The organism is Lentihominibacter sp., assembly GCF_046951855.1.
GTDB classification, from domain to species: domain Bacteria; phylum Bacillota; class Clostridia; order Peptostreptococcales; family Anaerovoracaceae; genus Lentihominibacter; species Lentihominibacter hominis.
On the sequence record NZ_JBKTXS010000021.1, the window covers coordinates 6,805 to 20,311 of the forward strand.

Consider the following 13,507-nt stretch of genomic DNA (forward strand, 5'->3'; position numbering starts at 1 on the left):
GTGATAATTCCGCCAAGTCCATTTCTTGGTTTTAAAATAGGAACTACCCGTACCGTGAACAAAGCTCATCCCGAATATAAAATATACAGAAATTGTCCTCTTGGACCAAAAAATGATCCTTTAAGTGAGGCTGTGGACCTTAACGACATGATAGAGATGTATTCTATCGGACCTGCCTATCAAACATTTTGCGATGATATCACAGGAAGCCTTCAAAATGGTAAATCAGCTGATTTCGTCATACTGGACCGCTCTATATCAGACACTTCTCTTGAAGATCTTGATAGCCTTAAAGCAGAATCAGTTTACTTTAGAGGAAAAAAAATATTCTAAATAAGGAGGTTATAATCATGAAAAACTTCAGTTTAAAAGATGAAACCGGAAAAATATATTATGGATGGTATATCGTCTTAACCGCCGCTATCATATGTGGCCTTGTCTACAGCGGGATCGTCTCGGTGACAGGGGTCTTCCTTCTTCCGGTTACCGCTTCGCTAAAACTGCCCATAGGCGGATATTCATTTTATATGACGATCATGTCCCTGACCCAAATAGTCACTTTACTGAGTATATCAAAATTTCTTACGGCGAAAAATATAAAAAAGATCATGACAATTGCCGCACTTTTAGGAATTATATCATTCATAGGATTCGCCATGGCAAAGTCTCTGATTTGGTTCTACATATTTGCTGTTCCGCAGGGATTTTGCTTTGGAGCTTTCACTATGACGCCATGTCAGATCCTTGTATCAAATTGGTTCGGAGAAAAAGCGCGTGGTAAAGCTATGAGTTTTTTCCTGACAGGTATGTCACTTATAACTGTAGTCCTTATGAATGCGCTGAACTATATAGTCCTGAATATAAGCTGGCAGGCCGGTTACATAACATTATCAGCATGTGTCTTAATATGCCTTCTGATAGCTTTTAAAACAGTATCCTGGAGTCCTGCCGAAAAAAATATGAAACGCATGGGAGATCTAAATGAAAAAGAACTCGCAGAAATAAATTCTGCAGAAGTAAAAGGCGTGTCTTTTATAGAAGCACTTAAAAAACCCATCACATGGATAGCGTTTATTTCCTGTACTTTAGCAGTCATAGTCTCCAGTTCTATCCTTCAGCATGGCATCCCCACTATGGTAATGGCCGGACATAATCAAACCAGTGCCACAGCCATAGTCTCAGCAATGTCTGTAATAATGATGTTCACAGGCCCCATCGTAGGAATCGTTTGCGATAAAAAGCTAAGTGTGGCAGCAGTAGGAACAAGTATCTTTTTCTGTATAGCGACAATAGGCCTCGCCTTCATGAACTCCGGATCTGTAGGAATAATTCTTTTTACAGCAGGATATATTTTCGGTGTTCCTGCAATAAATATTATTTCACCGCTTCTGATGAGTCATATGTATGGAGAAAAGGATCTTGGCAAACTTATCGGCTATGTCAATGTATTTATAGGAATAGGAGGCGCGATCGGTGCCGCTGCTGTGGGAATGCTGGTACAAAGCTACGGAACGTACAAAATGCCTTGGCTCTATATGGCCGCAATACTGCTTGTAGTCGCGATCATACGAGGAATCTGCACAAGCAGCAAAAGAAAATTCAAAGCAGACTTATAAATTGACAATCAGATTTTTCAAAAATCAGGATTGTAAAAATATAAAACAATTAATAAGTCTAATTAAGATACAAAAAACTGCAGCACTGACCAGAGTTTTTCCTCAGTGCTGCATTCTCTTAAAACTTATCCGTTTTATATAGCTTTATTTCTCGCTGTTTACTATTCCAATATCTTTTCTGTACTGCATTCCTTCAAAACGTATTCTTCTGATATTATCATACGCCTTGGCTTTTGCTTCTTCATGAGTTGTGCCAAGCGCAGTAACTCCGAGAACTCGGCCTCCCGATGTGACTGTGGCCATGTGAGATCTGCCTTTGCAGCCTTCCTTATTTTCATCGGCGCAACCCAACTCTGATGTATCCTTTTTCGAAGTTCCTGCATGGAAAACTATTACATCTTCATCCACCTTATCAAGTCCGCCTATGACCTTATTTTTTTCATAGCTTCCAGGATACCCTCCTGAAGCGGCGACAACACAAACAGCCTTTTCTTTTCTCCATTTTATATTCACATCTGCCAGTTTGTTTTCCGTAACCGCCATAAATATATCCAGAAGATCACTATCAAGACGAGGCAGTACCGACTGTGTCTCGGGGTCTCCGAAACGATTATTAAACTCTATAACTTTAGGGCCGTCATCAGAAATCATAAGACCTATGAAAAGCACTCCTTTAAAATCCAGTCCGTCATCCTGAAATCCCTTGAGCGTAGGTTCAAGTATCTGCTCCTTTATTTGTTTTTCAAGCTGCGGTGTGAATACAAGGCTTGGGGAATATGTGCCCATCCCTCCCGTATTCGGACCTTTATCTCCGTCAAATATCCTTTTGTAATCCTGCGCCGATTCCATCGGTATAATGGAAGTCTCGTCCACAAAACACAGCATGGAGGCCTCTATTCCTGTCAAGAACTCTTCAACAACAACTTTATCTCCGGCTGCGCCGAAAACTTTCTGCCCCATCATTTCTTCTATTGCCATCCTGGCATCCACTTCATTTTCAGCGATTACAACGCCTTTACCCGCTGCAAGACCATCAGCCTTGATAACCATAGGGTATCCGTAAATTCCAACGGCATTCAGCAGTTCATCCTTGTCAGTAAACTCTTTATATCCTGCTGTCGGAATATTATGTCTTTCAAGGAAAGACTTAGTGAATGATTTGCTGGCTTCAAGCTGTGAACATTTTCTGTTGGGACCGAAAACCTTTACACCTTTGCTTTCCAGCTCATCCACTATTCCCATAGCCAATGGAACTTCAGGTCCTATTACCGCCAGATCAATACTGTTTTCGGAAGCGAATGTACAGATTCCGTCTATGTCTTCTGCTGCAATATCGACACACTGAGCTATCTGAGCTATCCCTGCATTTCCGGGCGCACAGTAAAGTTCGCCCACCTTTGGGCTCTGCGCCAGCTTCCAGCATATAGCATGCTCTCTGCCGCCTCCACCTACTACTAATACTTTCATTGTTATTTCTACCTCCTGAAAAGGGTCTCTCTGTTTTTAGTGATGGAACAGTCTCATTCCTGAGAAGTACATTGCTATTCCATACTGATCACAGGCTTCGATAACAAGATCATCCCTTATGGAGCCTCCCGGCTGAGCTATGTATTTCACGCCGCTTCGGTATGCTCTCTGGACGTTATCGCTGAATGGGAAAAATGCATCAGAACCGAGAGCCACTCCATCCATCTGGTCAAGCCATTCTCTCTTTTCTTCTCTTGTAAGTGGTTCCGGCTTTTCAGTGAAAAATTGTTCCCACTGTCCGTCAGCCAGTACATCCATATAGTCCTCACTCATATATACATCTATGGCGTTATCTCTGTTAGGTCTTCCCACATCTTCTCTGAAAGGCAGGTTCAGCACCTTAGGACACTGACGGAGAAGCCAGTTGTCAGCCTTCTGTCCCGCAAGTCTCGTACAGTGTATTCTTGACTGCTGTCCCGCACCTATACCTATCGCCTGTCCACCCTTTACATAACATACCGAATTGGACTGAGTATATTTCAGTGTTATGAGAGCAATGATAAGATCACGCTTTGCTTCTTCTGATATATCTTTTGTCTTAGTTACAATATCTCCCAAGAATTCATCGTTAATAGGCATTTCATTTCTTCCCTGCTCAAAAGTTATGCCAAATACCTGTTTATGCTCAACAGGATCAGGCTTGAAAGATGGGTCTATCTTGATTATATTATAATTTCCTTTTTTCTTTGTCTTGAGAATTTCCAACGCTTCCGGCTCATATCCGGGTGCGATCACACCGTCGGATACTTCTCTCTTTATGATTCTGGCTGTGTCTACATCACATACATCGGAAAGAGAAATGAAATCTCCGAAGGAAGACATTCTGTCAGCACCTCTGGCTCTGGCATAGGCTGATGCCAAAGGAGATAAATCGCCAAGATCGTCCACCCAGTATATTTTTCTTTCAACTTCACTGAGAGGAAGACCCACAGCGGCCCCTGCCGGTGAAACATGCTTGAATGAAGTTGCCGCAGGAAGTCCCGTCGCTTCTTTTAATTCCTTCACAAGCTGCCATCCGTTGAAGGCATCCATAAAGTTAATATAGCCGGGTTTTCCGTTAAGTACCTCTATCGGCAAATCTCCATCTTCCACGAATATACGGGAAGGCTTCTGATTAGGGTTACAGCCGTATTTTAATTCCAGTTCTTTCATTATTTCTCTCCTCAATTATTTGTTTTTATTTACTATACGGGTTTGGTATTTTCCCGTTTCTATATCTATATATCTTACGAACAGTGATACTTTATTGTCTTCATTGAGACTGTTCCACACTAAATCCGTAAACTCGTCTATACTTCCTGAGAGTTCCACTTTTTTAGGCTCGCCTTCATAGCTCGGAAGCGGATTACCGTCTCCTACATAAGTATGTATGAAACGTCCCTCTCCTGCCGGACAGCCATCATATGTGAAGGTGTTTCTTATACAAAAGTCAGGGTTGCCATCGTCGCTTTTCAGTATGGACATGGCAAAATCATACTTTCCGCCCTTAACATTCATAATACCGGATATTCTCGGGGTATAATTAGGCTCATCCGGCTCAAATTCACGTGTTCTTAAAGCTTCCTCAAAAGTCTTGCCCTCAGCCATAAGATCATATACAGTGTCAGTCTGGTCTCCGTTTGTAACTATAGTAGCATCTCCCAGCACTCTTACAGGTGCATATATTATAAGGCTCGGGTCGCTCAGCTTTGATTCGTCAAAGGCCTCTGTGCGGATACCTTCCTCCTGCTCAACAAACACACGGTTTCTGCTGTTGACGCTTCTGCCCATGATAAAATACGCGGCTACAGCACTTTTTCCATCAGCGGACTTACCGATGACAATACCCCTTCCGGGATATGAATTTTCATTAAGAATATTCATTAATGATAATTTTTTCATATTTTTATTCCTTTCCATCCCAACAATACGTACAAAGCTTACACCTGTCTACACCGATAGCTTCTATAGTATCCTCCAGCTCCTGAAACTTAAGACTGTCAAAATTCAGTCTGCTCCTTATGAGTTCTACCATTTTCCTATGTCTTTCTGTCTTGGAATCAGCATATTCGGCTAATATCTCCTCACTTATTTCTGTTTGAATATCGCTGTCAAAATCCGCAGGATTAGCTGAGGCATCCCCGGGATCATCCAAACCCTCCAGCTCTCTGATACATCTTCTGGTTATCAGCTCCATATCGCTTACGGAACGTGAAAAATTGAGGAATTTACATCCGTACATTATAGGAGGACATGCTGATCTGACATGAATCTCTTTAGCTCCGTTTTCTATCAGATAAGTCACCGTCTGAGAAAGCTGAGTGCCTCTTACGATAGAATCATCAATAAGTACGAACTTTTTATCTTTTATTATCTGAAATACCGGCACCAGCTTCATCTTCGCTATACGATTTCTCGCTTTCTGGTTTTGAGGCATAAAGCTTCTTGGCCATGTAGGCGTATATTTTATAAGAGGCCTCGCATAAGGAACTCTTGACTGATTGGCATATCCTAAAGCATGCGCCACACCGCTGTCCGGCACTCCTGCCACATAATCAACATCAAGATCACCGTCTTTACGCGCCAGCAACTCGCCGTTTTTATTTCTCATAAGCTCTACATTTCTTCCTTCGTAGATGGATGTGGTATACCCAAAATATGTCCATAAAAATGCGCAGATCTTCATGTCTTTCTGAGGTTCTGCGAGGGTCTTCTCTCCTTCTGCCGTTATAAAGGCTATCTCAGCCGGCCCCAATTCGCGCTTATATTTATATCCCACATTTATAAATGCAAAAGATTCGGACGCTGCACAGTAAGCCCCTTTCTTTTTTCCAATTATAAGAGGAGTTCTGCCATATTTATCCCTTGCAGCATAAAGCCCTTCTTCAGTGAGAATAAGCATAGTCATAGAACCGTCTATTTTAGCCTGTGCTATTTTGATACCTTCCACAATATCTTTTCCGGTAGATACAAGGGCCGCCACAAGTTCTGTATTATTAATAGGGCCGCCGCTCATAGACATAAACTGACCGGCTCTTTCCTCAAGAAGTTCTTCCACCAGTTCTTCCTTATTATTTATGCGCCCTACGGTAGTAATGGCGTAATCGCCCTGTCTGCTTCGTACAGTCAAGGGCTGCGGATCACCGTCGCTTATGGCACCTATTCCCATCCTGCCTGACATTTCCTCTATATCCGCTTCAAATTTGCTTCGGAAAGGTGAATTTTCTATATTATGTATTGAACGATTGAATCCTCCATCCTGAAGTACACACAACCCCCCGTTTTTCGTTCCCAGATGTGAATGATAGTCTGTTCCAAAGAACAAATCCATGACGCAATCCTGTTTGGAAACGAAGCCTATTACTCCGCCCATTACTTTTTACCTCCTTTTAAGCCGTCAATTACTAACTTAAGCCCTTCTGCAAGTATCTTGTGTTCTGTTTCCAAAACTCTTGCGGCAAGATCCTCAGGTGTATCTCCTTTCATAACAGGGACTTTCTTCTGAATGATAATTTCCCCTGTGTCTACGCCCTCATCCACGTAATGAACAGTAGCTCCGCTTTCCTTCTCTCCGGCTTCTATAACCGCTTTATGTACTCTTATCCCATAAAATCCCTTGCCGCAGTATTTAGGTATAAGAGATGGGTGTATATTTATTATCCTGTTTCTGTAGTTTTCTATAATTTCAGGAGAAAGGACTCTCATATAGCCTGCCAGCACGATTATTTCAGCTCCCGATTTTTTAAGTTCATCGAGGACTTCAGCCTGCTCTTTGGCTACAGCTGTAGCTATTCCAGCTTTTTCAGCTCTTTCCAGAGCAAATGCGCCGTCTTTGCTGGAGATCACCTTTGCGATTTCCACCTGCGGCAGCTCCCCGCCGGCCGTTTTATCTATAAGAGCCTGAAGGTTTGTTCCTCCTCCTGAGACAAGTACCGCAACTTTCGTTTTATCACTCATGTTCAATATCCCCTACTCCGTATAATTGAGAACTACTGTCTCATCTTTTCTGTCTATGATTTCTCCGATAACAGAAGCTTCTTCACCGGCATCTTTAAGAGCGGCTACAATGGCGTCTGCATCAGCGGCATCTGCTATCATCATCATTCCCACACCCATGTTATAAGTTGAGAACATTTCTTTCGTCTCGATGTTGCCGCACTTCTGAATATATGAGAATATAGGAGGTACTTTCCATGCGCCTACATCTATTGACACTGCAGTTCCTTCCGGAAGTATTCTCGGTATATTTTCAAAGAATCCTCCGCCTGTTATATGAACGATTCCGTTAACGTCAAACTTCGGCAGTACGGCGTCGCAGGCTTTCGCATATATTTTTGTCGGCGTGAGAAGAGCCTCTCCTAGAGTCTCCCCCAATTCTTCTACATACTCGCTTACATCCATTGCCATTTTGTCAAAGAATACCTTTCTCACCAGAGAATAACCATTGCTGTGTATTCCGCTGGAAGGAATTCCTATAATCTTGTTTCCGATCTTTACTTTTTCCCCGGTTATTATTTTATCCTTATCAACTACGCCTACAGAAAAGCCTGCCATGTCGTATTCACCTTCACTGTAAAAATCCGGCATCTCGGCAGTTTCTCCTCCTACAAGAGCGCTGCCCGACTGCTTACATCCATCTGCTATCCCTTTAACAATATCTGCTATCTTTTCCGCCTTTACCTTTCCTGTGGCGATATAATCAAGGAAAAACAGGGGTTTTGCGCCCTGACAAAGCACGTCGTTAACGCACATTGCCACGCAGTCTATACCCACCGTATCATGTTTATCCATCAGGAATGCGATCTTAAGTTTGGTTCCCACTCCGTCAGTTCCGGAAACAAGAACAGGCTGTGACATACCCTTTACGTCTAGGTTGAACAGACTTCCGAAGCTTCCCAGTCCTGTAAGTACATTCTCATTAAACGTACCCTTAACGTGTTCCTTCATCAGTGATACTGCACGTTCGCCTTCCTTGGTGTCCACTCCGGCATCTTTATATGTAAGTTTCTTTTCTTCCATTATTTTCCTCCGTATAGGCTCTGCACTAATCGTTTTTTACTCTTCTGAGAACTTCCGCATAAGTTTCTTCTATCTTGCCCAGATCTCTTCTGAATCTGTCTTTATCCATTTTTTCATTGGTGTTCACATCCCAAAGTCTGCAGGTGTCAGGCGAAATCTCATCTGCCAGTATTACCTGTCCGTCATAAAGACCGAATTCTATCTTAAAATCCACCAGCTTGAGACCTTTATCCATGAAGAATTCCTTCAAAGTGTCGTTTACGATGGCTGCATATTTTTTAACCTCTGCCAGTTGTTCCTTTGTCACCAGCTTAAGAGCCAGAGCATGTGATTCGCACATAAGAGGGTCGCCCAAATCATCATTCTTATATGAAAGCTCAAATGTCGGCTCATCAAATACGATTCCTTCTTCTACTCCGTATCTCTTGGCAAAAGAACCTGCGGAAATATTTCTCATGATAACTTCCAGCGGCAGGATTTTTACGGCCTTCACTATAGTCTCTCTGTCGCTTATCTGTTCTATGTAGTGGGTCGGAACGCCTTTCTGCTCAAGGAGCTGCAGAATAATATTTGTCATTGTATTATTTACAACACCTTTTCCTACTATCTGGCCTTTTTTTTCACCATTGAAAGCCGTAGCATCATCCTTATAGTCAACGATTACACACTTTGGATCATCTGTCTTAAAAACCTTTTTCGCCTTACCCTCGTAAAGCTGTTCTAACTTTTTCATATGGTATTCCCTCCTGATTTTTGTTTTTATTTATTTTTGTTTTCATTGAATTCTCTGTCCAGCGCTATGATGTCTTCTTCCTGTTTTTTCTTGAAATCCTTTACTGCTTGTCTCAGCTTCGGCTCTGCCGCACTGAGAATCTGGACTGCCAGAATGGCCGCATTTTCAGCGCCATCTATTGCCACAGTGGCAACGGGAACTCCCTTTGGCATCTGTACCACTGAAAGAAGTGAGTCCAGACCGTCCATAGTGCTTGATTTCATCGGCAGACCTATTACAGGCAGCGGTGTTGTCGCCGCCAAAACTCCCGCAAGATGTGCCGCCTTTCCTGCCGCTGCTATTATACATCCGAAACCTGCTTCTTCTGCACCTGCTGCAAAGGCTTCAGCCTGCTTAGGAGTTCTGTGGGCAGAGATAATTCTCGTTTCATACTCCACTCCGAAGCTGTCCAGCATCTTTTCCGCTTTCTCAACTACAGGATAGTCCGACTTGCTGCCCATTATTATTGCTACTTTCATTTTAATATTCCTTTCTTAAATCGTGTATCGGCTATTTAAAATATTTTACTCCCGATTCAAATATTTTCTGATCTTTTTCTCCAATCACATTCTTATAAAGGTTGTTTCCTATTCTTTCCGAATGCCCCATCTTTCCGAAGACTCTTCCATCAGGAGATGTTATACCTTCTATAGCCATAACAGAACCGTTAGGATTAAAGGCTATATCCATTGAAGGCTTCCCGTCAAAGTCAACGTACTGAGTTGCTATTTGTCCGTTTTCTGCGAGTTTTCTCAGAACGTCAGGTTTAGCTATGAACCGTCCTTCCCCATGTGAAACAGGTATTGTAAATGTTTCTCCAACTTTCACTCCGGAAAGCCAAGGAGACTTCACCGATGTTATTCCTGTCCTCACAAGGCATGAAGCATGCCTGCCTATTTTGTTATACGTAAGGGTAGGACTGTCCTCTCCGCATTCTGTTATCTTTCCCTCAGGCACCAGCCCCAGCTTTATCAACGCCTGAAATCCATTGCAGATACCCAGTATGAGGCCGTCTCTGTTATCCAGCAGGTCAGCCACCGCATCTTTTATTGCAGGATTTCTGAACACCGCCGTAATGAATTTAGCCGAACCGTCAGGCTCATCTCCGCCGGAGAATCCTCCCGGTATCATTATTATCTGGCTTGATCTTATCTTTTTTTCAAGCTCTTCTATTGACTCTTCAAGTTGCGAAGCCGTAAGGTTTCTGATTATGTGTATATCTGCCTCGGCTCCTGCTTTTTTGAAAGCTCTTGCCGAATCCATCTCGCAGTTGGTCCCCGGGAATGTAGGTATCACGACTTTCGGTTTTGCAATCTTCACAGCAGGCACTGACATATTTCTTTCGATAAAGACAGGCTGCTCTACCTGTGTTTTATCTTCTGCATTTTTAAATTCAGATGTTCTCACAGGGAATACGCTTTCTACAGGTTCCTGCCATTTTGATATTATCTGATTGAGATCCTCGCTCTGTCCGTTAACAGTAAGCCTTCCGTCAACTGTAGTCTTTCCCAAAGCAGCATATACCGCCCCGGCCATCAGTTTATCCACATCCTGACCTGCAGGAAGCTCAATGACAAGAGAGCCGAACATTGGTGATAAAATATCACCTTCCACATTTACATTTACTCCGATCTTATTTCCGGCAGCCATCTTCACCAGAGTCATATAAAGTCCTCCGCGCCCTATAGCGTCAGCTGCCAACAGCTTACCTGCCTCTGCCAGCTCTTTTATTTTGAGAAGATTATTTCTGTATATTTCAAAATCTATCACACCGTCTTTATCTATAGGAGCTGTTACAGCTACCAACGTGCTTCCGGCAAATTTAATCTCTGATGATACGATATCATTTGCATCTGCCGTGGTTACAGCAAATGATGCAAGCGTCGGAGGAACATCTATATCCATAAAAGTCCCTGACATACTGTCTTTTCCTCCGATTGCCGGTATCTCAAGCTCTTTCTGCACCCTCAGAGCGCCCAGCAGTGCAGACATCGGTTTTCCCCATCTTGCCGGATCACTGCCCAGCTTTTCAAAATATTCTTGGAATGTCAGACGCACATTTCTGTAGTCTCCTCCCATTGCCGCAATCTTGGTTACTGAATCTATAACGGCATACAATGCTCCGTGAAATGGACTTCTGACAGCAAGCTCCGGATCAAATCCGTAACTCATCAATGTTGCTGTATCTGTCTCTCCTTCTGTTACCGGAAGCTTTGCAGCCATTCCTGCCGACGGAGACAGCTGATATTTGCCTCCCAAAGGCATCAATACCGTCCCTGCGCCTATTGTACTATCAAATCTTTCCGTAAGGCCCTTCTTGCTGCAACAGTTAAGATCTATGAGCAACTGTTCTCTCGTTTTTGTTTCTTTTAATATATCTGCCAGATCTGAATTAACTTCCGATAGTTCTTTCGGATCTGATACCAATGCTTTGGCAAACTGCTGAGCCCCATTTGTGTTGAGAAAGTCCCTGCTCAGATCCAGTATGCAAACTCCTCTCCAGTGCATCCTGACTCTATTGGTATCAGTTACCTCAGCAACTGTGGTTGCTTCCAGATTTTCTTCCCTGGCATATTTGATAAATTCCTGCTCTTTGTCTGCCTCAACCACAACTGCCATTCTTTCCTGAGATTCGGAAATGGCAAGCTCTGTACCGTCAAGTCCGTCATACTTCTTTGGAACCTTATCCAGATTGATTTCAAGACCGTCGGCCAGCTCTCCTATTGCAACGGAAACGCCGCCGGCACCGAAGTCATTACATCGTTTTATCAGCGTAGCGACTTCTTTTCTTCTGAACATTCTCTGTATATTTCTCTCTACAGGCGGATTACCTTTTTGAACCTCTGCACCGCACTGCAGTATTGATTCTTCTGTATGCTCCTTTGATGAACCTGTAGCCCCGCCGCATCCGTCACGTCCTGTTCTTCCTCCCACCAGGATTATAACATCACCTTTCTGAGGAACCTTTCTTATTACATGATCAGCAGGCGCTGCACCTACAACAGCTCCGATCTCCATCCGCTTCGCAACATAATTTTCGTGATACACTTCGTCCACAAGACCGGTGGCAAGCCCTATCTGGTTTCCGTATGAGCTATAGCCATGTGCTGCTTCTGTCGTTATCTTTCTCTGCGGCAATTTACCGCTTAAAGTCTCTTCTATAGGCTTTCTGGGGTCAGCTGCGCCTGTAACCCTCATAGCCTGATAAACGTATACTCTGCCTGAGAGCGGGTCTCTTATAGCTCCGCCGAGACATGTTGCAGCTCCTCCGAAAGGCTCTATCTCCGTAGGATGATTATGGGTCTCATTCTTGAACATTACAAGCCAGTCTTCTTCTTTGCCGTCTATCTTTGCCTTTACCTTAATGCTGCAAGCATTTATCTCCTCTGACTCATCCAGATTATCAGCCTTGCCATGCTTCTTGAGGTATTTTGTCCCTATACAGGCCATGTCCATGAGGCACAGATTCTTTTCTCTGTTCCCGTAAACATCCTTTCTCATATCAAGATACTGAGCAAATGCCTGCGCTACCAGCCTTCCGTAAGGACTATCATCAAAACCCACATCCTCCAGTGTCGTATTAAATGTAGTATGCCTGCAGTGATCAGACCAATATGTATCTATAACCTTTAATTCTGTAAGAGTGGGGTCTCTCTGCTCATCTTCTGTATAATACTTTTGTACGAATTTTATATCTTCACGGCTCATGGCAAATCCCATTTCTTTTCTGTATTCCTCCAAAGCCGCCTCATTCATTTTTCTAAAGCCGTCTATTATCGCCACTGCAGGAGGAACCGTTGTCTCCATTGTAAGATCCAAAGGTTTATCATCAGAAGCAATCTGAGAGTCAACAGGATTTACACAATAATTTTTTATCGCTTCCAATGACGCATCATTTATATCTCCTTCCAATACTATAGTTCTGGCAAACTTTACAACAGCCTCTGCCCCGGCGTTCATCAGCTTTATACACTGAGCGGCAGAGTCAGCTCTCTGGTCATATTGCCCCGGCAAATATTCAACTGCGAAAAAAATAGCAGATCCCACATCCACAGGCATCGTTTCCTCATATACGACATCTATGGCTGGCTCTGCAAATACAGTAAATTTAGCCGCTTCATAAGTAGAGTCATCTATACCGTCCACATCATAACGGTTCAGTATTCTCACTCCCTCAAGTTTATCAATGTGCAAATTTTCTTTTACATCATTAAAGAGCGCCTCGGCCTCTACATCAAAGCCTTTTTTCTTTTCAACGTAAATTCTTCTTACCATCGATCTATTATCCTTTCTGAATCAAAAACCAGTTTATATTCTGTCACTTGAATTTATATGATAATGTTAGCACTTTTACCTTATTATATCAATGTTTTTCAACCAAAAACTTTGATTCCACAACATTTTACGAACTTTACTCCGCAATATTGGTTTTATAGTCCGTATTTTTCTGTCATGCCCCACTTTTACAAGCATTTTTACTTAAAAAACACGATTTATCCCAGTCAGAGCTTAACTTTTCCGGTCATATTTCCCACACATTCTTTTCAACGTATCTTCACACTGATGCCTTTAAATCAGCATATTGCGCTGTTAT

The 13,507-nt window shown here is 42.9% G+C and carries 11 protein-coding genes; 2 read left to right on the top strand and 9 right to left on the bottom strand.

Annotated elements, in window-relative coordinates; translation table 11 throughout:
* The coding region (locus tag ACLR96_RS06755; RefSeq protein WP_412265473.1) for an amidohydrolase family protein at positions 1-333 on the top strand (333 nt) is incomplete at its 5' end.
* A gap of 17 nt (positions 334-350) precedes the next feature.
* Positions 351-1,616 carry an MFS transporter gene (locus tag ACLR96_RS06760; protein WP_177269719.1) on the top strand — a complete coding sequence of 422 codons (1,266 nt, stop codon included), beginning with the start codon at positions 351-353 and terminating at the stop codon, positions 1,614-1,616.
* 144 nt (positions 1,617-1,760) lie between these two features.
* On the opposite strand, the gene purD is transcribed toward ACLR96_RS06760, so the two are convergent.
* From purD to ACLR96_RS06805, 9 genes are read right to left on the bottom strand one after another with little or no spacing between them, the layout of a single operon-like run.
* The gene (gene purD / locus ACLR96_RS06765; protein ID WP_177269721.1) at positions 1,761-3,083 is read right to left on the bottom strand and encodes a phosphoribosylamine--glycine ligase; all 1,323 of its coding nucleotides are present in this window, start codon (positions 3,081-3,083) and stop codon (positions 1,761-1,763) included.
* A gap of 36 nt (positions 3,084-3,119) precedes the next feature.
* Positions 3,120-4,295 carry a phosphoribosylaminoimidazolecarboxamide formyltransferase gene (locus ACLR96_RS06770; RefSeq protein WP_177269723.1) on the bottom strand — a complete coding sequence of 392 codons (1,176 nt, stop codon included), beginning with the start codon at positions 4,293-4,295 and terminating at the stop codon, positions 3,120-3,122.
* Between the two features lie 15 nt (positions 4,296-4,310).
* Positions 4,311-5,024, bottom strand: a complete 714-nt coding sequence (locus ACLR96_RS06775; protein ID WP_177269725.1) for an IMP cyclohydrolase — start codon at positions 5,022-5,024, stop codon at positions 4,311-4,313.
* A 4-nt stretch (positions 5,025-5,028) separates the two neighbouring features.
* A complete protein-coding gene (locus ACLR96_RS06780) occupies positions 5,029-6,495 on the bottom strand; it encodes an amidophosphoribosyltransferase (protein ID WP_177269727.1) in 1,467 nt (488 codons plus the stop codon).
* Positions 6,495-7,079, bottom strand: a complete 585-nt coding sequence (purN, locus tag ACLR96_RS06785) for a phosphoribosylglycinamide formyltransferase (protein ID WP_177269729.1) — start codon at positions 7,077-7,079, stop codon at positions 6,495-6,497. The genes ACLR96_RS06780 and purN overlap by 1 nt, the downstream gene beginning before the upstream one ends.
* A gap of 12 nt (positions 7,080-7,091) precedes the next feature.
* Positions 7,092-8,141: a phosphoribosylformylglycinamidine cyclo-ligase gene (gene purM / locus ACLR96_RS06790; protein ID WP_177269731.1), complete on the bottom strand. Its 1,050-nt coding sequence runs from the start codon at positions 8,139-8,141 to the stop codon at positions 7,092-7,094.
* 25 nt (positions 8,142-8,166) lie between these two features.
* Positions 8,167-8,874: a phosphoribosylaminoimidazolesuccinocarboxamide synthase gene (purC, locus tag ACLR96_RS06795; RefSeq protein ID WP_177269733.1), complete on the bottom strand. Its 708-nt coding sequence runs from the start codon at positions 8,872-8,874 to the stop codon at positions 8,167-8,169.
* Positions 8,875-8,900: 26 nt separating this feature from the next.
* Positions 8,901-9,392 carry a 5-(carboxyamino)imidazole ribonucleotide mutase gene (purE, locus tag ACLR96_RS06800; protein ID WP_177269735.1) on the bottom strand — a complete coding sequence of 164 codons (492 nt, stop codon included), beginning with the start codon at positions 9,390-9,392 and terminating at the stop codon, positions 8,901-8,903.
* Positions 9,393-9,423: 31 nt separating this feature from the next.
* A complete protein-coding gene (locus ACLR96_RS06805; RefSeq protein WP_177269737.1) occupies positions 9,424-13,188 on the bottom strand; it encodes a phosphoribosylformylglycinamidine synthase in 3,765 nt (1,254 codons plus the stop codon).
* Between the last annotated feature and the right edge of the window lie 319 nt (positions 13,189-13,507).

What these genes read in the sequence shown, in the direction of transcription:
- purM (WP_177269731.1), bottom strand. Translation starts at nt 8,141, where the DNA reads ATGGAAGAAAAGAAACTTACATATAAAGATGCCGGAGTGGACACCAAG.
- purC (WP_177269733.1), bottom strand. Translation starts at nt 8,874, where the DNA reads ATGAAAAAGTTAGAACAGCTTTACGAGGGTAAGGCGAAAAAGGTTTTT.
- purE (WP_177269735.1), bottom strand. Translation starts at nt 9,392, where the DNA reads ATGAAAGTAGCAATAATAATGGGCAGCAAGTCGGACTATCCTGTAGTT.
- purD (WP_177269721.1), bottom strand. Translation starts at nt 3,083, where the DNA reads ATGAAAGTATTAGTAGTAGGTGGAGGCGGCAGAGAGCATGCTATATGC.
- ACLR96_RS06770 (WP_177269723.1), bottom strand. Translation starts at nt 4,295, where the DNA reads ATGAAAGAACTGGAATTAAAATACGGCTGTAACCCTAATCAGAAGCCT.
- ACLR96_RS06805 (WP_177269737.1), bottom strand. Translation starts at nt 13,188, where the DNA reads ATGGTAAGAAGAATTTACGTTGAAAAGAAAAAAGGCTTTGATGTAGAG.
- ACLR96_RS06775 (WP_177269725.1), bottom strand. Translation starts at nt 5,024, where the DNA reads ATGAAAAAATTATCATTAATGAATATTCTTAATGAAAATTCATATCCC.
- ACLR96_RS06760 (WP_177269719.1), top strand. Translation starts at nt 351, where the DNA reads ATGAAAAACTTCAGTTTAAAAGATGAAACCGGAAAAATATATTATGGA.
- ACLR96_RS06780 (WP_177269727.1), bottom strand. Translation starts at nt 6,495, where the DNA reads ATGGGCGGAGTAATAGGCTTCGTTTCCAAACAGGATTGCGTCATGGAT.
- purN (WP_177269729.1), bottom strand. Translation starts at nt 7,079, where the DNA reads ATGAGTGATAAAACGAAAGTTGCGGTACTTGTCTCAGGAGGAGGAACA.